22 protein-coding genes are annotated in these 23,042 nt (G+C 61.3%); 10 read left to right on the top strand and 12 right to left on the bottom strand.

From position 1 onward, the window contains the following. The first annotated feature begins 192 nt into the window (after positions 1-192). From GDA65_01025 to GDA65_01000, 6 genes are all read left to right on the top strand, one after another. Complete coding sequence (locus GDA65_01025; GenBank protein MBA5861281.1) at positions 193-1,206, top strand: methyltransferase; 1,014 nt, start codon at positions 193-195, stop codon at positions 1,204-1,206. Positions 1,207-1,387: 181 nt separating this feature from the next. After that, positions 1,388-2,269: a hypothetical protein gene (locus GDA65_01020; protein MBA5861280.1), complete on the top strand. Its 882-nt coding sequence runs from the start codon at positions 1,388-1,390 to the stop codon at positions 2,267-2,269. Between the two features lie 41 nt (positions 2,270-2,310). After that, a complete protein-coding gene (locus tag GDA65_01015; GenBank protein MBA5861279.1) occupies positions 2,311-3,780 on the top strand; it encodes a hypothetical protein in 1,470 nt (489 codons plus the stop codon). A 31-nt stretch (positions 3,781-3,811) separates the two neighbouring features. Further along, positions 3,812-4,630: a hypothetical protein gene (locus tag GDA65_01010; GenBank protein MBA5861278.1), complete on the top strand. Its 819-nt coding sequence runs from the start codon at positions 3,812-3,814 to the stop codon at positions 4,628-4,630. Positions 4,631-4,720: 90 nt separating this feature from the next. Further along, the gene (locus GDA65_01005; protein MBA5861277.1) at positions 4,721-5,518 is read left to right on the top strand and encodes a methyltransferase domain-containing protein; all 798 of its coding nucleotides are present in this window, start codon (positions 4,721-4,723) and stop codon (positions 5,516-5,518) included. Between the two features lie 13 nt (positions 5,519-5,531). Then, positions 5,532-6,101, top strand: a complete 570-nt coding sequence (locus tag GDA65_01000; GenBank protein MBA5861276.1) for a hypothetical protein — start codon at positions 5,532-5,534, stop codon at positions 6,099-6,101. Between the two features lie 27 nt (positions 6,102-6,128). On the opposite strand, the gene GDA65_00995 is transcribed toward GDA65_01000, so the two are convergent. The 4 genes from GDA65_00995 to GDA65_00980 form a co-directional block, all read right to left on the bottom strand. Continuing rightward, entirely contained in the window at positions 6,129-6,884 is a 756-nt protein-coding gene (locus tag GDA65_00995) for a TerC family protein (protein ID MBA5861275.1), read from the bottom strand. 178 nt (positions 6,885-7,062) lie between these two features. After that, positions 7,063-7,908, bottom strand: a complete 846-nt coding sequence (locus tag GDA65_00990) for a CBS domain-containing protein (GenBank protein MBA5861274.1) — start codon at positions 7,906-7,908, stop codon at positions 7,063-7,065. 99 nt (positions 7,909-8,007) lie between these two features. Beyond that, positions 8,008-10,788 (bottom strand): HAD-IC family P-type ATPase, encoded by a 2,781-nt coding sequence (locus GDA65_00985; GenBank protein ID MBA5861273.1) that lies wholly within the window; start codon positions 10,786-10,788, stop codon positions 8,008-8,010. Further along, on the bottom strand, positions 10,781-11,737 hold the full coding sequence (locus tag GDA65_00980; protein ID MBA5861272.1) for a hypothetical protein: 957 nt from the start codon (positions 11,735-11,737) through the stop codon (positions 10,781-10,783). Before GDA65_00980 ends, GDA65_00985 begins: the two co-directional genes overlap by 8 nt. Before the next feature lie 268 nt (positions 11,738-12,005). Here GDA65_00980 and GDA65_00975 point away from each other — a divergent pair, with 268 nt between their 5' ends. The 4 genes from GDA65_00975 to GDA65_00960 all read left to right on the top strand — a co-directional run bounded on the left by GDA65_00975 (position 12,006) and on the right by GDA65_00960 (position 13,976). Beyond that, positions 12,006-12,536 carry a hypothetical protein gene (locus GDA65_00975; GenBank protein ID MBA5861271.1) on the top strand — a complete coding sequence of 177 codons (531 nt, stop codon included), beginning with the start codon at positions 12,006-12,008 and terminating at the stop codon, positions 12,534-12,536. Positions 12,537-12,582: 46 nt separating this feature from the next. Beyond that, positions 12,583-13,053 carry a CBS domain-containing protein gene (locus GDA65_00970; protein ID MBA5861270.1) on the top strand — a complete coding sequence of 157 codons (471 nt, stop codon included), beginning with the start codon at positions 12,583-12,585 and terminating at the stop codon, positions 13,051-13,053. Between the two features lie 33 nt (positions 13,054-13,086). Next, a complete protein-coding gene (locus tag GDA65_00965; GenBank protein ID MBA5861269.1) occupies positions 13,087-13,521 on the top strand; it encodes a CBS domain-containing protein in 435 nt (144 codons plus the stop codon). Positions 13,522-13,766: 245 nt separating this feature from the next. Further along, positions 13,767-13,976 carry a hypothetical protein gene (locus GDA65_00960; GenBank protein ID MBA5861268.1) on the top strand — a complete coding sequence of 70 codons (210 nt, stop codon included), beginning with the start codon at positions 13,767-13,769 and terminating at the stop codon, positions 13,974-13,976. A gap of 242 nt (positions 13,977-14,218) precedes the next feature. Here GDA65_00960 and GDA65_00955 read toward each other — a convergent pair whose 3' ends face one another. The 8 genes from GDA65_00955 to GDA65_00920 all read right to left on the bottom strand — a co-directional run bounded on the left by GDA65_00955 (position 14,219) and on the right by GDA65_00920 (position 22,973). Then, a complete protein-coding gene (locus tag GDA65_00955) occupies positions 14,219-15,427 on the bottom strand; it encodes an MFS transporter (protein ID MBA5861267.1) in 1,209 nt (402 codons plus the stop codon). Positions 15,428-15,779: 352 nt separating this feature from the next. Continuing rightward, on the bottom strand, positions 15,780-17,279 hold the full coding sequence (locus tag GDA65_00950) for a pentapeptide repeat-containing protein (protein ID MBA5861266.1): 1,500 nt from the start codon (positions 17,277-17,279) through the stop codon (positions 15,780-15,782). Positions 17,280-17,292: 13 nt separating this feature from the next. Beyond that, positions 17,293-18,627, bottom strand: a complete 1,335-nt coding sequence (locus GDA65_00945) for a nicotinate phosphoribosyltransferase (GenBank protein MBA5861265.1) — start codon at positions 18,625-18,627, stop codon at positions 17,293-17,295. Next, positions 18,624-19,205, bottom strand: coding sequence for an isochorismatase family protein (locus GDA65_00940; protein ID MBA5861264.1), 582 nt, complete (start codon positions 19,203-19,205; stop codon positions 18,624-18,626). The genes GDA65_00945 and GDA65_00940 overlap by 4 nt, the downstream gene beginning before the upstream one ends. A gap of 33 nt (positions 19,206-19,238) precedes the next feature. Further along, positions 19,239-19,715, bottom strand: a complete 477-nt coding sequence (locus GDA65_00935) for a c-type cytochrome (GenBank protein ID MBA5861263.1) — start codon at positions 19,713-19,715, stop codon at positions 19,239-19,241. Next, entirely contained in the window at positions 19,640-19,804 is a 165-nt protein-coding gene (locus GDA65_00930) for a zinc ribbon domain-containing protein (GenBank protein ID MBA5861262.1), read from the bottom strand. Before GDA65_00930 ends, GDA65_00935 begins: the two co-directional genes overlap by 76 nt. Positions 19,805-19,834: 30 nt before the next feature. Beyond that, positions 19,835-22,381, bottom strand: a complete 2,547-nt coding sequence (locus tag GDA65_00925; protein ID MBA5861261.1) for an AAA family ATPase — start codon at positions 22,379-22,381, stop codon at positions 19,835-19,837. Beyond that, a complete protein-coding gene (locus tag GDA65_00920; protein MBA5861260.1) occupies positions 22,257-22,973 on the bottom strand; it encodes a hypothetical protein in 717 nt (238 codons plus the stop codon). The genes GDA65_00925 and GDA65_00920 overlap by 125 nt, the downstream gene beginning before the upstream one ends. Positions 22,974-23,042: the final 69 nt, after the last annotated feature.

The following is a 23,042-nucleotide window of genomic DNA, read 5'->3' as shown; positions in this document are numbered from 1 at the left end:
CGCGTGTGGGGTGATCGCTCTGTCTGTCTTATCGTGGAATTGCAAGCAACGCGTGGGCGCGTAGCTGTATCTCTCTCGATACGGCGCAGGAAAAAGAGATACGGTCTGCAGTTTAGGATCGGCATCGAAGTTGACAGCACCCGGTTCCCCGCGTAGCCTCTGGCTCTTTGTGTCTTATGAAAGGATGGCATCATGGCCGGAGGCCAATTGGTTCCTGATCGAATGCTCCAAATCGGGTTCGGGTTTTGGGGTTCAAAGACGTTACTGACTGCGGTGGAACTGGGCCTCTTCACGGAGTTGGCCAAGCGCCGGCTCGACCACAAAGCCTTGACTGCCAAACTGAAATTGCATCCGCGAAGCGCGCGGGATTTCTTCGATGCCTTGGTGGCGCTTGGCCTGCTGAAACGGAGCGGGACGCGCTATGCCAACACGCCGGAGACCGCCCTCTTTCTCGATCGCGCCAAACCGTCCTATGCCGGTGGCATGCTGGAGATGTGTAATGCCCGCTTGTATGGATTCTGGGGATCGCTGACGGAGGCCTTGCGGACCGGCAAGCCTCAAAACGAAGTCAAAACGGGTGAAGATTTTTTCGGTGCCCTGTACGCCGATCCGCAACGGCTGGAAGGATTCCTCAAGGCCATGACCGGACTCAGTCGGGGTACGGCCCGATCCATCGCGGGAAAGTTCCCGTGGAAGCGCTATCGCTCGTTTGCTGACATCGGCTGCGCTCAAGGCGGCGTGGCCGTGGAGATTGCGCTGGCTCACCGGCACCTCAACGGCCAGGGCATGGATCTTCCTGCTGTGCGGCCGGTCTTCGAGGCCTATGTCAAAAGCAGGAAACTAGCGCAGCGCGTGGCGTTTCACGAAGGGAACTTTTTCCAGGAACCGCTACCGGAGGTGGATGTGCTTATCATGGGGCACATCTTGCACGACTGGGACCGCAAAGAAAAAATGATGCTGTTGCGCAAGGCCTATGCGGCGTTGCCAAAAGGCGGCGCGCTGATCGTCCATGAGTCCTTGATCGATGATGCCCGGAAAACCAATGCGTTTGGCTTGCTGATGAGTCTCAATATGCTCATCGAGACCCCCGGCGGATTCGATTTCACCGGCGCGGATTGCCGGCAATGGATGAAGCAGGCCGGCTTCACCCGCACGAAAGTCGAACCCCTTGCCGGGCCGGATTCCATGGTCATCGGTTTCAAGTAGACTCGACGCCGTTCGACACTGGCGCGTAGCATACTTGACAGGCCGGAGTGCGGTTGATTACTCTCCCTCTCGTGCGCACATAATTGAGGCCAACGAGCGACCAGCTCTAGAGCCCGAATCTCCAGACGGAGGTTCGGGCTTTTTTTATTCTTCACCGGCCCTGGGTCATCCGGCCCCCGGTATGTCGATGAGGTCTTCCATGTCTCCACGACGACATCGCGGTTACCACCTTCTGTTTCTGTGCTGGCTGGCAGGGCTTCTCACCGCAACCAGCGGCTATGCGGAGTATGAAATTATCGATGTCTCCGACGGCGGCACGGTCAAAGGCCAAGCTGTCTGGAAGGGCAGCATTCCGAAAATCCCCCCGCTCAAAGTGTTTGCCGATCTGGATGCCTGCGGCACGCATGTGCCGTCGCCGGCCTTACGAATTGATCCGGCCACGAACGGCCTTCAGGAGGTCCTGGTGTATCTCGAGCGGGTGGAGCGTGGAAAGGCCGCCGCGCCTGCCTATCCGCTGCGTATGGGAAAAAGCGCGGGACATCCCGCAGGGCAGGCTTGCCAGTTCGAGCAGCAGATTACGCCGTTTGTCCGCACGGCGGAGGTCGCGCTGACCAATTTCGAGCCGATCCTGCACAATCCGCATCTGTTCAGCGATAAACACAGTCTCTTCAATATTGCCATGCCGACGGCGAACCGCGAGATTGCGGCCACCCTGGTGCGGGCGCGCGGCGTCGGATTGCGGCTGCAGTGCGATGTGCATGTCCATATGAACGCGTGGGCGGCGGCGCTCGACCATCCCTACTTTGCCGTGACCGATGAACAGGGGCGATTCGAAATTGCCGACATTCCACCCGGCTCCTACACACTGGTTGCTTGGCATCCCGGATTCAACATCGTCAAGTTCAGTTCCTCTCGTCCTGTGTATGACGAACCCCATGTCATCCGGCAGCCGTTAGAGATGTCTCCGAAAGCACAGGTGGAATCCCGGTTTGAATTTCCCGTCCGGCCGGTGGAAGTCGAGTGGAAAGTCGCCGGTGGCGGAGACGAGCTTCCGCCTGAATAAGCAACCAATGAAGCCGGATTGTGGAATGGGAGGCTGATCCGATGAAGATCTCAACGTTGCGCGCCAGGGCGGTGATTGTCGCCATACTCGTCCTGGTGGCGCTGATCAGTTACGAATTGAGCGGGCTGGTACAGAAGGCTGAGGCGATTCCGGCATTTGCCCGCAAATATGATTTTAAGTGTAACGTGTGCCACGTCCCTGGTTTCCCGAAACTCAATGACTTCGGCAATCTCTTCAGAGATCGCGGATATCAATTGGGATCGGAAGCGGATTCGCCGGTCTATGAGGGGATCGGGATGGGCTTCTGGCCGGTCTCGATTCGCGCGACGGTCGGATACCAGGCGGCGCAGGTGAGGACGGAAGGCAGCGGTGTGACGACCGGGGGATTCGGCTTCACCGGGCTGGACCTCTTGAGTTTCGGCACGCTGCACCGAGACATCGCCTTTGGCGTGGTGTATACGCCGGGACTCGGCAGTGCCGGGTTCGGCACCGGCGCGTCGGATGGGGATCTTGAAAGCGCGTTTGTGCGTCTGATGCGTTTAGAACGGTATTTCGGCGTCAAGTCCGACCCCGGCAACTACCTCTTGAACTTGCGCGTGGGGAAATTTGAGCTCGATCTTCCCTTCAGCGAAAAACGCAGTCCGACCTTGAATACGCCGTTCGTCATGTACCACTACACGCCAGGCGTGCCGTATACGGCCACCATCGGAGGGACCTCGACCAGCTCCTATTTGAATCCCAATTCCTTCCTGCTCGGAGACAACCAGCCTGGCGGGGAACTGTCGGGCATCATGAAAACGCCGTCCACGGAAGGGTACCTGCGGTATTCATTGACCGCGCTGGCCACCAACTCGTTTTCAGGGCCGTTGGGTGGTTGCCCTCCGGACACGCCTTGTGGCACCGGCGGTCGTAATGTGAATTTCTATGGCCATGTCACGCAGTCGTTCGGAGGCTACGGGATCGTGACCGGGCATCGTGTGGGAATTTTCGGGGCCTACGGCCAGGCGCCAACGATGGTCAATGCGACTTGCCCGACTTGCCAAGGCGTCGCAGGCAGCGGAAAGCCGTTCACGAGAATCGGCGTCGATGTGAGTCTGACCTTCAACGGGGAGTGGAATGTCTTTGGCGCGATCATGCACGGACATGACAGTGCGCAATTGTTTGCATCGCAGGGGATTCCGACTCCGCAAAACGCGTCCTGGAACGGGGCGTTCGTGGAATTGGACTATGCGCCGGCTCTGTTCTTCGACATGCCGGACTGGTTTTTTGCCTACCGGTATGATGTGATTCGAAACGACCGGCACGGAGACGGCAACACCGATGTCTTCAAAGGCAACTACAATGACGTCGACTCCCACACCGTGCTGGCGCGCTATTTCATTCATCACTCCACGAGAACCGATTTGGCGCTGCACGCGGAATATAATAGTTACCGCACGCAAGCCGTCGGCCCGACGGGCGGTGATTTGAGAGGGCAAACCATGTTGGTCGGATTGGATTTTGCGTACTGAATTGTCCGGTCAGAAGGAAGGTCGCGCGCACGTGAACCATCTGTTCCTTCGAAGGGCGAATGGCGTCGTCCTCTGGCTCCTTTGTCTCGTTCTGCCCGGTTGTTCTGGCCTGGCTCCTGGCAAGGAGATGCCCTGCGTCTCCTGTGACGACCAGCGGCTGGTCAGGATCGTTCCATTCACACAAGGGCATGATCAACAACAACGGCTCCATCACCCATTCGAGCTGCAGCGGCAGGAATGGGAATCCCTGCTGCGAATGGTAAAGGTACGAAGCGTTCACAGGCCCCTCCTTGGCGCATCGTATCGGGGAGATACCGAACCGGCGTTTTCCGAAGAGGAAGTCCGGTACCTGGGCGAATCGTTACAACGGGCATTTCAGCAGGCCACCGCGCAAGAGCAAGTGGTGTTCGCGCTGGCGAGGCCGTCGGATCTGGGATTGGAACAGGTGACTTCGGGAGTCTGGGTTGTCGAGGAGGGTCGAATCCATCTGCGATTGGCTAACTGCCGGATTGCCGTGACCATGCCGGCGATTAGAAAACAGATCTGGAAGGATCCGCTGTTTGCGCAAGCCGGAGCATTTTACGAATTCGTGCCGGGTGAAGGGCAGGCGTTGATACGCCCGACCAGGGGCGGCGGGAATCCATTTCGTTCCGACCCGGACGAACTGGCGATCGAATACCATGGCGCAATGGGTGGAACTCAGGTGACGGCTCCAGAGCCCTCTGTTCAACCGGGCCCACCGCCCTCACTGGAGGAACGGCTTGCTGTGCTCAAGCGTCTTCACGAGCAGGGGTTGATTACGGAAGAGGAGTACCGGGCGAAGAAGCAGCAATTGTTGGACCGGCTGTGACGGAGGCGGCGAGGCTCGCCCTATTCAACGCCTGATCGAGTGGGAGAGTCTTCTGATTTTCTCCTGGCTCTTCGAGTAAGATGGCCAGGTATGATGGTTCAGGCGCAACAATGGCCCCTTCCCGCAGAGGATGACTGGTCGACTCCGTTCGCGGAACTGCTGTTGGAGCAGCTTGATCTGCGTCCCGGCCTCACCATCCTCGATATCGCCTGCGGCCATGGCATCCCGGCCTTCCATCTGGCGGAACAGGTGGGGCCGACCGGCTCCGTCCTCGGGATCGACGTGAGCCGCGGCCAGGTGGGGAATGCCAGAACGCTACAGCGGGGTGAGTTGCCCTGGCTCCGTTTCGAATGTGTCGACATGCGCGCCTTGCCCCCGTCCTTCCCCGACTTCCAACGCATCACCGGTAATCTCTCCGTCATGTTTCTCCGGCCGCACCGGTTCGAGGCGATGAGGGGATTGATTGAACATCTCGAGCCTGGAGGCCAAGTGGTGTTGACCTTTCCGTCGCTGGGAACATTCGATTCCATCTGGCAACGGATTGATTGCGAAATGAGCCGGCACGGGCTGACGATCGAGCGTGAACGTCTGGCCGCGCATGTGGCGGAGCGGCCGTCGGCGGTGGAGGCGAGGGGATGGCTCGAACAGCTGAACATGGAGCGCATCGGGGTGATCGAGCGGCCGCTTGAAGTGGCGAGCGGGTCCGGGCAGCGGTTTCTCCAGCATCCGCTCTTACGTGGTGGATTTCTCGACGATGCCTATGAATGTTTCGAAGACCCCCGGCTCGCCGATACGGTCATGGCCAGCGTAGCCGGAGATGTTGAGCGCATGATGCCGTTGACTGCCCAGCGGTGCGCGCTCAGTGGTTGGAAGCGTGGTCGGGCGTGATCGTTACGGGTTCTTGGCGTCTCGACGAATGGAGGATGATGTGAAGGGACGGTTCTCTCGACTACTGGCAGGCCTCACGGGCCTTTTTCTCGTGACGGGGTGCGGGAATTTGCCATCCCGGTACATTCAGCAGGCGGAGCCGGGAGTCACCTTGACCTCCCTTGCCGCCTCGCCGGACACCTATCAAGGCAAGACGGTCATTCTCGGCGGGGTTGTGGTAGACCAGCAGCAGAATGGTCCGCGGCTCTGGCTCCATCTGAAAAACCGGCCGCTGGATAAGGATTACCGGCCTCATCGTCCGACCATCAACGAAGGGCCAGAAGCAGGGTATTACTGGGTGGTCGTCCAGGACGCATCCCTCCTGCCTCCCAAATGGAAGCAATGGGCGCGGGTGACGGTGGTGGGGCGCGTCGCGGATCAGAAGGAGGCCAGGCCGCCGGCGGTGCCGGCGAGTGAGCCGGTGCTGGGCGTAGTCTTCATGCGAGGGTGGGCCATGGGGAACGCGCAGGGAGGAGGGGCCTGGGAGGAGTCGGTGGATGCCAATTATCTCCTCTCCGTTCCCGAAGGCCTCCACGGAGAATAACCCGATCGGTAGCGGGCGCGCGCCAGATCATCGCCGCTGATCGTCCGCGTAGCGGCTATGAAGCCTGACCGGTGCAGTCCGCTTTTTGCGCATGCGGATATTCAGCATTTCGACAGTCACGGAAAAGGCCATGGAGAAATAGATATAGCCCTTCGGCACATGCACGTCGAATCCTTCGACCATCAACGTCACGCCGACGAGAATTAAGAATGACAGGGCCAGAATCTTGATCGTCGGATGTGTTTCCACAAAATCACCGATCGCCTTCGCCGCCACCAGCATTACCACCACGGCCAGGATGATGGCCACCGCCATGATCGATACATGCTCGACCAGTCCGACTGCCGTGATGACGGAGTCCAACGAAAAGACGATGTCCAGAAGCGCGATCTGGAGCAGTACTATCCCCAGGCTGGCGGCGGCAGTCGGCGAGTGGCCTTCCTCGACACCCTCCAGGCTGTTATGAATCTCATGCGTGGCTTTCGCCATCAGGAACAGCCCGCCACCGACCAAAATCAGATCACGGCCTGAGACCCCGTGGCCGAGGACCGTCACCCAAGGTTTGGTCAGGCCCATGACAAAAGAGATCGAAAAGAGAAGTCCGAGGCGGGCCATCATGGCGAGTCCCAGGCCCACTTTACGCGCGATGGCGCGTTGAGATTCCGGCAGGCGGCCGACGAGCACGGACAGAAAAATGATGTTATCGATGCCCAGCACGATCTCTAACGCGGTCAGCGTTCCCAAGGCGATCCAGACTTCAGGATTGGCAAGCCAGTCCAACATCAGCGGCTCCGTTCATCTAAGAGGGGGGGGAAATGATTCACTCTGTCATGCGCGCAGGTGTGGGAACAACACGGATGTGAGGAGTCTACCGTTCCGGACAGGGCGGCGCAATCAAAACGTGGGTCCTGGGCGATCCCGGCCGCGAGGGGGGGCTGTGCTCCCCCTTGCGGCCGGTCGATCAGGTTCGCCGGAGAAAATCCGGGCGGTCACGAATCGCGACCATCTTGACTAGATCCCGAATCGAGAGGACGCCGACGACCTTCTCATGTTCGGTCACGGCCAGGTGGCGAATGCGTTTGGCCGCCATCCGTTCACTGGCGTCGCGAATGGTGCGGTTGATGTCGATGTCGAGCAGCGGCGAGTTCATGAGCGCGCCGACGCGCATTGACTCCGGATCGAGCTGATAGGCGAGCAGCTTTCGCACCAGGTCACCTTCGGTGATGATTCCCACGAGTTCGTCCGCTTCGATCACGAAGAGCGCCCCGATGTGTTTGTCGGCCATCCGTTGCGCGGCGGCCATGGCGGTTTCTTCGCTGCCGATGGTTTCAATGGCTGTTTGCATGAGGACGCTCAGCGGACGGTAGACATTCGTCAGCGCCTGGACCGGCCCTCCGTCGGCATCCACGAAATGTCGCACGAGGTCCCGGACGGAAATGACGCCGAGCACGTCCGTCCCTTCGCTCACGACAAGGTGCCGCACATTCTTGCCTTGCATCAGATGGCTGGCATCGACCATCGGACGATCCGGCGCAATCGTGATGAGCGGGCTGCTCATGATGTCGACCATGCTGGTGCGGGACGGAACGCGGCCCGGCGCCAGGACCTTGGAGACAAGATCGGTTTCAGTCACGATGCCCGCAATCCGGCAATCGTTGTGGGGGCGATCGAAGGATTCGATCAACACCGAGCCGATGTTTCGCGTTCGCATTCTAGTGGCGACGGTCACCACGGAGGTATCCTGCGGAACCACCTCCAATTGCCGGTGCATGTAATCACTGACGCGGAAATCTGACGGGGTTGTCATACGCGCTTCCTTTCCCGGTCTGCCGTGGATTGGCGGCACAGTGCAACCGGTGCCGATGGTGTATGATGCATTGGATTCGTTCACGCATAGGTCACGTCGTCAACCGGCCTGCCGCATCTGCACGCGCCCGACCAGAGATTTCTTGAAGCTATCGGCCAGCAAGAGTCCGATGGCCCCCAGTGCCAGCGGCCCGTAGATCCAGGCGGGGAGGGGCGCCGTGCCGAGCACCAGATGTCCGAGAGGACTGTAGGTCATGATGAGCAGGATGGTCAGTTCGACGGCAATTCCCACCAGCAATAACGGATTACTGACCCAGCCAAGCCGGAACGCCGGGAGGCGATCGGACCGGCACGCAAAGACGTTGGCTACCTGGGCCGCGACGATCCCGGCGAAGGTCACGGTCGTCGCTTCCTTGTAGAGCGGAGAGTTCCAGTCCAGCGGCTCTCCCCAGGTCCAACCTTCGCTGTACAGGTAGAGGAAAAACCCTCCCATGGCAATGCCGGCCTCGATCATGCCTAGAAAGGCATAGGCCCTTATGAGGACATCCCGGCTCAGGAGCCGTTCGGTTCTTGGCCGTGGCGGTTCATCCATCACGCCGCTGTGCGGCCGTTCGGCGGCCAGCGCCAAGGCCGGCACCATGTCCGTTCCCAGGTCTACGGCGAGTATTTGCGGGACGGTCAAGGCCAGCGGAATCGACGACAGCCCGTAGGCCAGGTAGGGCACGACCTCGGGGACGTTGCTGGCCAGGACGTAGGTCATGAATTTACGGATATTGAGAAACACCGCCCGGCCCTCTTCAATGGCGCTCACGATGGTGGAAAAATTGTCGTCGAGCAGAATCATCGACGCCGTCTCCTTCGCCACGTCCGTGCCGGCTGCGCCCATGGCAATCCCGATGTCCGCCATTTTCAGCGCCGGCGCATCGTTCACGCCGTCGCCGGTGACGGCCACCACCTCGCGCATCTCTTTGAGCGTCGAGACAATGCGCATTTTATGCCGCGGCGCCATACGGGCGAACACCGGGTCCGGCTCGCCCGGAGACGTCGGGGTGAGGAGGCGGCGGAGTTGCTCATCGCTGAATGTATCCAATTGCGCGCCCTCGATCACCGGCACAAAGCGGCCCGGCTCTGCCACCGGAGATTCCGGCGCCAGGCCGATTTTGCTCGCGATGGCCAGGGCCGTCATCGGATGATCGCCGGTAATCATCACGACGCGAATGCCGGCCTTCCGGCATTTTTGGATGGCTTCCGGCACCTCCCGGTGCGGCGGGTCCATCATGGCCACGAGCCCGAGAAACGTCAGGCCCTGTTCGAGGCTGTCGGCCTCGAGTTCATCCATGCCGCGGTCCACTTCGCGCATGGCCAACGCCAACACCCGATACGCCTGCCGGGCGAAGGTCTGGCTCTGTGCCAGGACCTTCTTGCGCCCGTCGAGAGTGAGTTCCGTGGCGGCCGATGAGCCCTGCTGCATGGTGCATCGGGGGAGGACCGACTCCGGCGCGCCTTTGGTGAATGCGAGCAAGCGGCCCTCGCTCCAGTGCAGCGTCGTCATTCGCTTGCGATCCGCATCGAAAGGCCATTCGCCCATGCGCCGCAGGAGGGGCCGGTGGAGCAGTCCATGGTCTGCGGCAAAATTCAGGAGCGCCGTTTCCGTGGGATCGCCGCTGGCCTGGCTGCGGCCATCGGGGCGGCGCGTACGTTTCGCATTGTTGCAATGGATCATGGCGTCGAACAGCGGACGCCACCGTTCGGCCTCGGCGGCGCTGATGAGGCGGTTTCTCGTAAACAAGCAGCCTTCCCGGGATTCGACAATGAGATCATCGACATACAATTTGTCGAGGCGCATGCGGTTCTCCGTCAACGTGCCGGTCTTGTCGGTGCAGATGACGGTGGTGCAGCCCAGCGTTTCGACGGAGGCGAGGTGTTTGATCAGCGCCTTACGCGCGGCCATGCGCTGGCTGCCCATCGCCAGGGCGAGGGTGACGGTCGGCAGGAGCCCTTCCGGGACGTTGGCGACGATGATGCCGATGCCGAAAATCGCACTGCTCCAGAATCCCAGCCCCATGCCGACGCCGATGGCAAAAAACACCAGACCCATGGCGAGGGACAGGCCAGCCACGACGTGCGTTACTTTCACGATTTCCTGCTGGAGCGGGCTCAATCCGGATTGGACGGAGGTCGTCAAATGGGCGATTTTCCCGAATTCGGTGTTGAGGCCGGTGGCAAAGACCACGGCCTGACCATGGCCTGAAAGAACCGTAGTCCCGGCAAACGCCAGGTTGGCGATATCGAGCGGATGGCCGTCGGTGATGGGCTCGGCCGTCCGCCGTTGCGGTTTCGATTCACCGGTGAGGGACGAATTATCCACGCGCATCCCGCTGGCCTCGGTGAGCCGGGCATCGGCGGGCACCTGCTCGCCTTCTTCCAGCACGAGCACGTCACCGGGCACGAGCTCGCTGCGGGCGATCTGTTGTTGTTGCCCGTCGCGAATCACCCAGGCTTTGGCGGGTAACATGCTGCGCAGGGCCTGAACGGCGCGCTCGGCTCTATACTCCTGGAAGAACGCGAAGACGGCGTTGATGAGAATGACGCCGAGAATCGCCCATCCCAGCGTTGCCATGCCTTCGCCGGCATGGAGGGCGTCGGCGAGGAAGGCGAGGCCTGCGGCCACCCACAACAGCAGCGCGAGAAAATGTGTGAATTGACGGGCAAACCGGCCGATAAGCGGCGCGCGGCGCAAGGCCCGCAGACTGTTCGGTCCGTGCTTGAGCGTTCTTCGCCGTACATCGTCCGCGGAGAGGCCCTGCGGCGATGTGGCGAGCGCACGAAACACCTGGCTCGGCGCCAAGCGACAGATGTCCAACGCAGTCAGTTCAGGCACGCCATCCTCGCACAATGAGGACCGAGCAGGGCGCGTATTTCAGCAGGTTTTCCGATACGCTTCCCAACTGCAGCCGTTCGGACCCGGTCAATCCTCGCGAGCCTGCCACGAGCAAGTCGATGGTGCGTGAGGCGGCTTGCCGGAGGAGCGCGTCGGTCACATGGTCAAACTGGACCTCTGGCTTGACGGCGTACCCTTCGGCCAGGAAGCGGTCGCGCAAGGTATCCACCAGCTGCTCGGCTGCCTGACGCTTCGGCGCGGAAATCTGTTCCACCTGGTCCCGCGACAGATATGTACTCGCCAGTTCGGTCACGGCGGGCTCGACAACGGAAAGAACCGTGACCCGGGCGGAATCGGGGAGGAATTGTTTGCACAGAAAGCTGCAGGCGCCTTGCGAGTGTTTCGACGTATCGGCCGCGAAGAGCACGTGGGAGAGATGTGTGAGCGGCCGTTTCACCACCAGCACCGGGCAGGGAGCCAGGGCGCTGACTTTTCGCGAGACACTGCCCAGCAGGTAATGCTCCGCGTCGCTGAGCCCGCGCGAGCCCACGACGAGCAGGTCGGCCTTTTTTTGCCTGGCGACTTTTGTAATGGTGTCGGCCACGCGCCCGTGGGCGAGCATCGTGTCGATGGTGGTGCGGGGTTTCGTGGTGGCTTGCTTCAGCGCGGTTTTCGCCAGGCCCTCGAACCGGCGCAGAATCTGATCGCCGGCTTTCGTCATGGCGGCAATGGCCTGCTTCGAGACAGAAGCCTGTTTGCGGGCGGAGGATTTGAGCGACGCGCTGTCGACGACATGCAGCAATGTCACGCTATCAGGCGGCCGGCCGGCGACCGCTTCCAGCAGTTGCACGCTCCACTCGGCGAATTCCGATCCGTCGACCGCGATGAACATCTTCATTGCTGCAGCTCCTCCATGGTCTGGTTTTCCATTCCGGAGTACGGTCTGCATTGGATATGCCTGGATGAGGTTGCATCCCGGCCGGGGTATTCTCCTCGATGGCGAACGGCAGGCCACCCGGGCGTAGTCTTACGGATCATGGAGCTGCGGCGTTTTGCAGCAGTGCCAGGCCGTCTTCTGGGGTAATTGGCCTCAGTGGCTCTGTTCGCGCCCGGCGGTTTGCCAGGCCGGATGTGTCCGCGCATGCGGTGGTGTAGACTGAACCAGTTGCCTGTGCTGGGCATCACGATTGCGTGCCAATTGGACGGGAGGGACCGACATGCGGCAGAGATACCTGAATGGATTGGCGGGCGGGTGTTTGATCATGAGTCTCGGGCTGGCGGCGGACGTGAGTGCCTCGGCGGTGGCGGTCCGCGTGCTTCCGGACGGAGAGGCGGTCGAGCTGGAGATTCCGACGGACATTGGTGTGCAGAAGGAGCGCCTGCCGCTGTATCGCAGCGGGACGGTTCGTTACTTCAGCGCCGGGATCGGTCAGGTTGAGCGCGAAGCGAATTATCCCCCGTTCCCGTTGAAGCTGGTCTTTACCGCGGGCGGAAAGCCGTTTGTTTCGGGTGTGGCCGTGACGCTTCGTCAGGCCAAGGGCGGAACGGTGCTGACGGTGCCGAAGGAGCACAACAGCGGACCCTGGTTGTTTATCGACTTGCCCGACGGCACATACGAGATAGCGGCCACGTTGGGGGGCGTGACGCAGCAGGTCAACAACCTCACAGTGCGGCAGGGACAGGTCCTGACTCGGCATATCCGTTGGGCCGAGGACCGGAGTCCGGCGTTACCTGCGCAAGCCGAGTAGCAGCGGAAGTGATGCCAAGCCCATGGGGCGATGATGAGGAGGAAGTATGGTGACGAAGCGGCAGGCCCAGACGAGGCGATCCGCAAGCGCAAGGCGCACACCCGTGCGGTTCGAAGACCTGACGGTGAAGGATATCGTGAATCAACGCGTCCCATCGGCTCGTCTTGAATTCACAGGCGACAAGGTCGCGTCGTTGCTGCTGAAGGCCGGTGGCGCGGTGCCGGTCGTGGACCAGTCGAAACAGCTGTTGGGTGTGGTGAGCGAACATGATGTGCTGCTGGCTCTCAATGAGGGGCATGCGTGGGGCGCTCGGACGGTGAACGAGCTGATGAGTGCGAACCCCTATTCCGTTCGGCCGGAAACCAGTTTGCCTACGCTGGTGCATGTGCTGACGGAGAGCGATCTGCTCTCGGTGCCTGTGGTGAATGACACAAACCGGCTTCTGGGCGTGGTCACCCGCCGGGATGTGGTGCGGGCGGCATTGCGTCCCGCTGCGAAGCGGCGATCTAACGGGTGAACGGAGCGATGTCCCGGGAGGAAAGGAGCGCCTATGCGTCGAATCGATCTGCTGACTCAGGCGTGTGATCCCGCAACGCTCACGGTCGGTCAGCTCATGCAGGATGCGTTGTTTACCTGTACGGCTCGCACGGACGCGCTCACCATCGGGCGTCTGATGACGAACCAGAATTTCGGCGGAGTGCCCGTGGTGGGTGAGGACGGTGGTCTTGTCGGTCTCGTGACGGAATACGATTTGTTGCAAGCGATGATCGAGGGGCGGGATCTGCGCAAGGTGTCGGCGTCGGAAATTATGACGACCCATCCACTGACGGCCCGTGAGGAAATGAAGCTGGAAGAAGTGGCGAATCTCTTTCAAGATCGCTACGTCACGCGCCTGCCGGTCGTGCGGGGCACGCAGCTCGTGGGCATCGTGGCGAGGCGGGATCTGTTGCGCGGGTACATGAAGGCGTCGGAATATTGGTCGTAGCGCAACGCTACGGTTTGGGGTAGTCATCGCTCTTCTTCGAGTGCGGCAAACCACCTCTCCCAAAAATATCAGCGACTCGTTTCATGGTCATGATGCGCCCGGCTTCCTGGCTTCGCACCGCTGCACGGATCTCTCTGAGAAACGGCTCCAGTGGATGGGATGCCGATCCTGCCCTTCCAGGCGGAGTGGGGCTTCGCGACATCACGGAGAGCAAGAAGGTTCAAGAGCAAATCCGGCAATAGACGATCGCGTGTAAGCAGCGCGTATCGGAACGGACGCAAGAGTTGCTGCTGTCCCGTACTCGCCCGCGGGCATTCGCTTCAGATCTGACGTTGACCAAACAACGGGAACGTCAACGTCTCGCGGCCGAACTGCACGACGATCTGGCGCAGCTCCTGGTGTCCGGTCGCATGAAGCTCAGTCACGCCAGGCGACGCAATCTCGTCCGGCCATAGCCCTGGTGAAGGAATTGGATGACATGCTGGACGAAGCGTTGACCTACACCAGGTCGTTAGTCGCGTAATTGAGTCCTCCCGTACTCCGTGAGTTCGGGTTGGTGGTTGCGATCAAATAGCTCGCGGAGCAGATGCGTTGGCACGAAATGACGGTGGTGCTGCGGGACGCGGGAGCGGTGGCTTTTCTGACCATGGAAGCCGCGATTGAACAGCTCCATGAAACAATTCAGGCGGCGATTCGCTCAGCCGGTCTCCCGGCGTGAGGCGCTCACGCCGGGAGACAGGAGAATTCCGGTAACGGCGATGAATGAAAACAGTGCGCCCGCATAAAACGTGAAGGCCGCACCCAGCCGGTCCCATAAGAATCCCGCCAGCACACTGGCGATGAGCATGGCCAGTCCGCAGGCCAGGTTGAAGCATCCATATGCGGTTCCTCTCAGGTCTGGCGGCGCCTGGTCCGCCACCATGGCGGCAAGCAAGCCCTGCGTCATCCCCATGTGAACGCCCCACAGCGCCACCCCTCCTAACAGCACGCCCCAGTGATTGGCGGCAGCCAGCACCACATCGGCTGCAATCAGGACAAGAAGGCCGAAGGTGAGCAGCGTCTTGTGGCTGGTCCTATCCGAGAGCTTACCGAAGGGATAGGCAGAGGAGGCATACACCAGGTTCATTGCGACCATCACCAGAGGAATGAAGGCGAGAGGAATGCCGCCTTGTTGGGCGCGCAACACGAGAAACGCTTCGCTAAAGCGCGCCAGCGTACATACGGCGCCGATTCCCACGACCCACCAGAAGGCCTGACTGAGGCGCCTCAGATTGTCACGGCTGATCGGATTGGCTCGATGGGATGATGGCGGTGAGACAGGGTCTTGTATGCCGAAGAACAACAGTGCGACGGCCATCATGCCCGGTATGACGGCTACCCAGAAGACCGCCCGAAAATTGTCGGCCCAGAGGAGCATCAGTCCGGTCGCGAGCAGAGGCCCGAGAAAGGCGCCCACGGTGTCGAGTGATTGCCGGAGGCCGAACGCGGCTCCCCTGAGCTCCGGCGGCGCGATGTCTGCGACCAGCGCGTCGCGAGGCGCGCCCCGGATTCCCTTTCCCAGTCGATCCAGCAGACGCGCACTAAGGAGGGTGGCAATGTCAGGAGCCCAGGCGAAGAGCGGTTTGGTCAGCGCTCCGATCGCATACCCGCACAGGGCCAGCTCCTTCCGCTTGCCCAGATAGTCGCTCAGCGTTCCTGAAAAGATTTTGACCACGAGGGCCAGTGACTCTGCCAGCCCTTCCACGAAGCCCACCGCAATCGTTCCCGCGCCGAGCGTCGTCACCATGAACAACGGCAGCAAGCTGTGGATCATTTCCGAAGACACGTCCATCAACAGACTGACGAAGCCGAGGACCCAGATTCCGGAGGGCAGTCGGCGAAACGAATGGGCGGGAGATCTGGGCATCAGAGTCGGCGCATCGTTGCGACGGGTGGGCTGGTGCGGCGTTTCCGCGATACGGATTATAGAAAATGCGATGCAGCTCTGTCATGCCGAATTCCGCAGGTTCGGATGCAGCGCCAGCAGATCGGTTTCCTGCCTCCAGCCGCACCGCGTGACATCGACGGGACGGGCCGTTCTCGTGGCGGTCGATCCTGACTTCCGATCGGCTGTCTTGATCGGGCTCGTACCAGTGACAGAGAGGGCGCAACGCCACTCGTCATCCAGGGCGGGCAGGGCAGAGGTGTGAATGTTGAGGGCTCGACTGGCGACCGGCCTCTGTGGTGAAGTGGTCCGGGCCGGCGTTCCATCGATCACCTTACGACTTGCGCCGTTGTTGTGGCGAGGGGCAGGCCTTCGGCCGCTGAAGGTCCGCAGGGATTTGGGTGGCCTCATTCAGACAGGCCTGGTCCAGTTGTGCTTGCACGAGTCCCAGCGCGCCGCTCAAGTTCGCCCCGCGCAAGTTGGCCTGTTGAAGGTCGGCATTATCGAGCTGGGCTCCCGTCAAATCCGCGGCGCTCAAGTTTGTTCCTCGCAGAGTGGCTTCCTGCAGATTGGTTTGGACCAGGATGGTGTGACTCATGTCGGCATCGCTCAAGTCGGCGGAAACGAGATTCGCCAGTTCAAGATTCGCCTCGGCGAGCCGGGCTTGCTGCAGATGGGCTTTCGGCGCATAGACCTCGGTCAGGTCGGCTTTCTGCAGATCGGTCTGCGAAAGGCGAGCGCCAATGAGGACGGCATGATGCAACCGGGCTCCGTGCAGGTTGGCGGCGGACAGATTGGCTTTGTAAAGCACGGTCATGGTCATGGTGGCGGAATCCAGGCGCGCCTTGGCCAGATTGGCTCCTTCCAGATTCGCATTTTCGAGATTGGCCCGTTGCAGGTTGGCGCCGGTCAGGCGCGCGTAACGAAAATCCGTGCCTCGCAGGCTGGCCTCGTGAAGATCCGCTTGAGCCAACGATGCGTCATCCAGATAGGCGCTTTCCAAATCGGCCTCGACCAGTGAGGCGCCGTCGAGTGTGGCGCTGTCCAGGAGCGCGCCCTGGAGATTGGTCCGGCGCAAATTGGCCTGGCGGAGATTGGTCCGGCGCAGGTCGGATCCGGCCAGGTCGGCATCCCTGAGATTGGCCTTCGACAGGTTGGCGCCGTAGAAGTATCCGTCAAGGAGGCTGGCTCCGCTGAGGTCCGCGAGCTGTAAATCCGCGTCCTCAAAATGGGCCCGCTCCAACAGCGCTTCCCGGAACAGTGCGCCCTGGAGATTGGCTCCGTAAAAGGCCGCCTCGTCCGCGGCGACTCGATTGAGATGGGCCCTGATCAGCAGGCCCTTCCGCAGGTCCGCCCCCTCCAGGTTCGCATCGTCGAGCATCGCCTGGGACAGGTCGGCGCCCTTCAGGTGTGCCTGCACAAGACTGGCGGTCCGTAAATTTGCGCGTTTAAGACTCGCCCCTTCCAGGTTGATTCGCTCGAGATTCGCCCCCGCCAGCCGGAGTTGGCGCAAGTCCGTTCGGCACAGGTTGGCGCGGCGGCCATCGGCGGAGTCACGATCTTCAAGCCAGCGCGCATGCGACCGCAGGACCTTGTCTAGTTGCTTGCCGGCCGGGCGTTGATGTGTGAAGGGGCTCTCGCAGGCAGGAGCCGGTGCGGGTTTGGCGGCGCGCTTCGCCGCGGTAGCTGCATCGGCAGGCACGGAGAGCAGGGCGGTGAGCACCCAACTCGCGACGAGGGTGAGGGACAGGGGATGCTGATTCATCAAGGACCTCCTTACAGCAACATCGGTGCACAGCAACATCGGTGCCGTGCCGGGCTGCAGCGGCAGCATGGTGTGTATCGGTTCATGTGTGCCGGTCGACCTGTTGTGCCATATGTTCCAGCGCCTTGGCGATCCGGACTTCGTAGGGCGCGGCCTGGTCTATCCGGCGTAGGGTATCCGGAAGTTCCGCCAAAGCCAACTTTGCGTGGTGGCGAATCTCCTGGATGGAGGGGCCCGGCGCAAGTCGGCGCCCATTCTGCATGACCTGTCGCAGGAGAGGCCGGCCCGGCTGAGTGTCGCCTTCGACAGTGATCGTGTCTCCGTCCAGTCGTCCGTCGCGTCCGCTCAGGCGATAGACCTGCTTTCTGCCGGGCCAGGTCGCCTTGCCCTCAGAGCGCTTGCGGCAGGCTCTCCCGGCATATTCCTGAAGTTTATAGGCGCAGTCCAGGTAGGGCGCATCGGCCGAGGTGGTCATGGCCGTGCCCACCGCGAACCGGTCGATCGGCGCCTCGCTCCTCACCAGCGCCTCCACCCGATCCTCATCGAGGTTCCCGCTGGCCAGGATCTTGGTGTCGGCGAGACCTCCGCGATCGAGGATCTGTCGTACCTTCCTCGCATGGTCGGCCAAGTCTCCGCTATCGAGACGCACCCCGTGGATCGAAATGCCCTGGCTCTTCAGGCGGGGGGCCAGCGCGACCACCTTTTGCGCCGCGGCTTCCGTGTCGTAGGTATCGATGAGGAGGGCGACATTGCGCGGGTGCGCCTGGGCAATGTGCATGAATGCGTCCGCTTCGTCGTGATGCGCCTGTACAAACGAATGCGCCATTGTGCCGTAGGTGGGAATGCCGAACCTCGCTCCGGCCAGGACGTTGGAGGTGCCGTCGAATCCGGCCAGGTAACAGGCGCGGGCGGCCAGCAGTCCGGCTTCCGCGCCATGCGACCGGCGCAGGCCGAAATCGATCAGCGGTCTCCCCTCTGCCACAAGCATGGAGCGGCAGGCTTTGGAGGCGACCATGGTCTGAAAGTTCAGCAGATTCATCACCCGGGTTTCGACGAGCTGCGCTTGCGGAAGAGGCGCGGTAATGCGGAGGATCGGCTCGTGCGGGAAAAAGACCGTGCCTTCCGGCATGGCGTGGACATCGCCGGTGAAGCGCATGGCGTGGAGGGCGGCGAGTGTCGACGGAGTGAAACTGCCCGTCTGCTCGAGCCATCCGATATCGCCTTCGGCGAAATGAAACGTCTCCAGATATGTGAGAACCTGCTCCAGTCCTGCCGCCATGAAGAAATTCCGGCGAGCCGGCAGCTTGCGGACAAAAAATTCGAAGACGGCTTCACCCGTCATGTCGCGGGCGAGGTAGGCTTGGGCCATCGTCAGTTCGTACAGGTCGGTGAGGAGTGTCTCGGATGCGGCGTTCATACGACCAGTTGCTCCCAACGGAGAGGGATTGCCCCGGCTGACACCATCGATTCTTCGGCCCGCGCTCCGTCGTCCGGGAGGACGTTCACGGCCCGCACGGCGTCGATGAGCAGGTAGACCACATAGTTCAGGCGGCAGGCATCCTTCACGGTGTGAAGGACGCAATAGTCCGTCGACAGGCCTCCGACGAACAGTCTGGTGATGCCGGCGGCCTGGAGTTGATCATGCAGCGACGTGCCTTGGAATCCGGAATATGCTTCGCGTGCGGGGTCGGCGCCTTTGGAGATGACGATGGACGAGGGCGGCAGGTGGAGCGATGAGGGGAAATCGGCGCCGTGGGTCTGTGCGATGCAATGTGCCGGCCAAGGCCCTCCCTGGGCATGGAAGGAACAGTGGTTGGACGGATGCCAGTCGCGTGTCGCGAACACGGGTGCGCTCGCTTCCACAAAGACGTCGAGATATCGTTGCAGGGCCGTGATGACCTCCTGGCTCTCCGGCACTGCGAGTGTTCCCTCGGGCAAGAAATCGTTCTGCACGTCCACCACGAGCAGCGCATCCCCTGGTCGAAGGTAATTCATGGCGCCCTCTGCGGAGGCAGGCTCTCCCGCCTCCTATTGCCCGTGCTGTACGAGCAGGCGGATGTAGGCAAGCGCGTCTTGCCGCTCAGTTTCGGTCAATTGTCCCTGCCATGCGTGCATGGGGCTGAAGACAATGCCGTGCTCGATGGTCCGGAGCAGTTCTTCATCTGATTTGAGGACGGATTTAAAACGGTGAAAGTCGGCCGGCGGGACTTTCAACGCGGCGGCATCGGGCCCGTCCCCCCGGCCGCCGGGGCCGTGGCAAGCGAGGCAATGACGCTCGTAGACCGCCTTGCCGTTCACGACATCCGGCGGAAATTCTTGGGCGTCTGCGGATTCACAGGCAGCCGAACAAGTCAGACCCACCATGGCGGCGAGGAGCATGTGACGGATACCGATGGGCGTGACAGTCCGCATAGATCGCTGCGCCTCCTTCAACTTTTCTTGGTCGTATGCGCGATGAACGATGAGAAATGTTGCTGCAGCTTGGTGCTGCCGCAGGCCGGACATTGTACCTCGCCTTTTTCGTGTTGCTTCAGCGTCACGACGATCAGGGATTCTTTTCCGCAATCCAGACAGGTGTAGTCGTACATCGGCATAGGCACCTCACTCGGTGAAGCCTGTTCCTGCTAATCTTTGACCTTGCGGTCCTCTTCCGCCTCGCCCCACGTCGCGACGATCTGTGCCATCTCTTGCAGGCGGGCGGCGGTTCGCCCATAAATGCTCTCGGGAGGAAAGTCTCCTTCCGCTCCGCGTTCTCCCGCAGGAACTCCGATGAGCAACTCGAGGGCTTGGTCCGCCGTATCGACCCCGTAGACGGCAAATCGGCCGTCTTCCACTGCCGTGACGACCTCTCTATTGAGCGCCAGATGCTTGATGTTTCGCGCGGGAATGATCACGCCTTGCTCGCCTGTGAGGCCCCGCCGCTTGCATGACTCGAAAAAGCCTTCGATTTTTTCGTTGACACCCCCGATGGGCTGGATTTCCCCGAGCTGATTCACCGAACCGGTGACTGCCAGAGATTGCCGGATAGGCAGATCGGCCAGGCTGGAGAGCACAGCGGCCAGCTCGGCCACGGCGGCGCTGTCGCCTTCGACTTCGGAGTAGGTTTGCTCGAAGGTCAAGGTGGCGCTGAGGGCGAATGGCTGCATGCCGGCGAATTTGCCCGCCAGGAACCCGGCCAGGGTCATGACGCCCTTGCTATGAATTTCGCCGGCCAGATCGACTTCCCGTTGAATGTCGATCACGCCTTTTGTGCCAACGTAGGTGCGAGCGGTGATCCGGATGGGGCGGCCGAAGCAATAGTCGCCGAGCTCATAGACGGACAATCCATTGACTTGACCGATGACGTCGCCTTGGAGGTCCACCATTAGCGTGCCCTCGCGGATCTCTTCCTGGAGCCACTGCTCGGGCAGATCGGCGCGGCGCCGTTGGTGCGCCAGAGCTGACTCGACGTCCGCGCGTGTCGCCAATGGATGCCCGGCCTTCTTGGCCCAATACCCCGCTTCGCGAATCAAGTCGCTGACCAGGCTGAACCGCAGGGACAGCCGGTCGTGCCGGTCGGCAAACCGGAAGCCCTGACGGATGACTTCCGCCACCGCGTCCGCGCCGAAGTGCGGCAACCCTTCCTCGCGGCATAACCGGGACACGAATCGCGCATACTGCCGTTCCTGCTGCTCATCGTGCGCGACTTCCACATCGAAGTCGGCCTTCACCTTGAAGAGTTTGGAGAAATCCTCCTCGTACGCCTGCAGCAGATGGTAGATGCCGGCGGTGCCGACCAGGATGACCTTGACCGAGACAGGGATCGGTTCCGGGCGCAGGCCGGCGGTGGCGAAGCCGTAGAATTCCGCCGGGTCCTCAATGGTCACGGCCCCGGTTTTAATGACGCGCTTCAAGGCCTCCCAGGAGAAGGGCTGGCGCAGAACATCCAGCGCCTGCAGGATCAGGTAGCCGCCGTTGGCCTGCAACGCGGCGCCGGCCCGGATCTCGGTGAAGTCGGTATACATCACGCCCAGATGGGCGCGTCGCTCGATTTTGCCGATAAGGTTGCTGTAGGTCGGATGCGATTCGTCTACCACCGGCGCGCCGGCCGCAGCATCCCTGGCCACGATCAGGTTCACGGCAAACCGTGTCATGTCGGGGCGGCGTGACTGCTCCAGGCCCGGGATCGACAGGACCGGTCCACTGTGAGGCAGGAAGTCTCTGTACTGATGCACGATGTCGTCATGGACCCGTTGCAAATAGGTGAGGACGGCCTGCGAGTATTGATAGGCTTGCTGAAGCGCGTCGTAGGCGACTTTCATGACATTGGCGACGATTTGGTGGTCCAGGTGATGCAAGGCCTGCTCGGCTTCCCGTTCTAGGCTGTGCATCCGGACATGAAACTCGCGGATGTCGCTCTCCAGCGATTGCCGCTGTCCGGTCAGTTCCTGCTGGACCGCTTCGGAGAGCTCCTCCATTTCCTTCTCGTTCATCGGGCGGTTGTCTTTGAGGGGAACCAGTCCGAAACCTGCCGGCGTCTCCTCGAATATGAAGCCGCGCTGGCGGCACAGGGTGGTGAGGTCATGAAAGAGACTCTTCTTTTTGCCTTCTGTCTCCTCGATGATTTTCGCCTTGGCATCGAGATATTTCTTCCCTTCGAAGGCCGCGGGAATGTCGTGGCGCAGGCTTTCGATAAACGCGCCCATGTCGCGTTTGAACGTCGCGCCTTGTCCCGCCGGAAACGAGAGGCAGGCCGGGCGCGACGCATCCTGGAAATTATGGACAAAGCACCAGTCAGGCGGGGACGGCGCCGTCTGGGCCAGCCGTTTGACCATCTGCCGCACCAGTGTTCCCTTCCCGGTCCCTACCGGCCCTGAGACGAAGATGTTGAAGCCGGGACTCTTCATCTGCAGGCCGAATTCCAACGCCTCGACCGCCCGTTCCTGGCCGATCGTCTCGTCGAGGGGCTCCATCTGGCTCGTATCTTCGAAACCCAGCCGGGCGGGATCGACCGTAGGAGCCAGGAGAGAAGCCGGTAGTCTATGGTTGTCCAGCATCGTGCCTCTTCTACAGCTTGGGGAGATGCGGTGGCTGAACGATGGTGGCGTGCAGACCCTTCTCCCCGGGCTCGCTTTCGAACAAGACTTCAACCCCGTCCTCCATTTCCGTGAATGCGATGCCTTTGAGCGCATTCTTGTGGAAATACACGTCTCCCCCGCCGTCCTTCAGGATGAACCCGTACCCGAGTTCAGGAAAGACCTTGCTCACCACGCCGCGGAGCTGCGGCAGAGGTTCCACCCGGATCACCTTATCGGCGCGTTTCTCGCGAAATTTCCGCAATTCGATCGCCACGGCGTCGAAGGCGGACCGGATCGCTTCCTCAAAGGTCTTATCCTCCTTGCGGGAGGTGATCGTCTGCCGGGTCGGAACCGTGACGAGCACGAGCGCCTCCGCGACGTTGTCCAGTTTCTTATGATGACGGTTCTTGGTGAGCGTCACGCGGCCATGAACAATGTCGTCATGGCCGCGTTGCAGAGCGGCCATACGTTCTTCGATCTCGGTTTTCCAGCGCGGGGTCATTTCGACATTGCGGCTTTCCACTTCCAGATTCATGCGTCCTCCTCTCGTCTCAGATGGAACGGGTCCCCCCCCTGTCTCAGCAAGGCACATGCCCTGTCGATCGTCCGCCACTGCGGTCGGCTTAAGGATGAATCGGCTGAAAGTGAGGCATTTGCGTGTGTCGATTATCTCTGCCGTGGAGCGGCGTTCGTACCACTGGCGCATAATTCCTCACTTGCCTGGGCCGGGCTGAAGCCCAATGCGCCAGTCGCCTCCCGATCTGACCGGCCCGTG

The organism is Nitrospira sp. CR1.1 (genome assembly GCA_014055465.1).
Classification (GTDB): domain Bacteria; phylum Nitrospirota; class Nitrospiria; order Nitrospirales; family Nitrospiraceae; genus Nitrospira_A.
The sequence above is the reverse complement of the archived record's forward strand: the minus strand, read 5'-3'. Positions and strand labels throughout refer to the sequence as shown.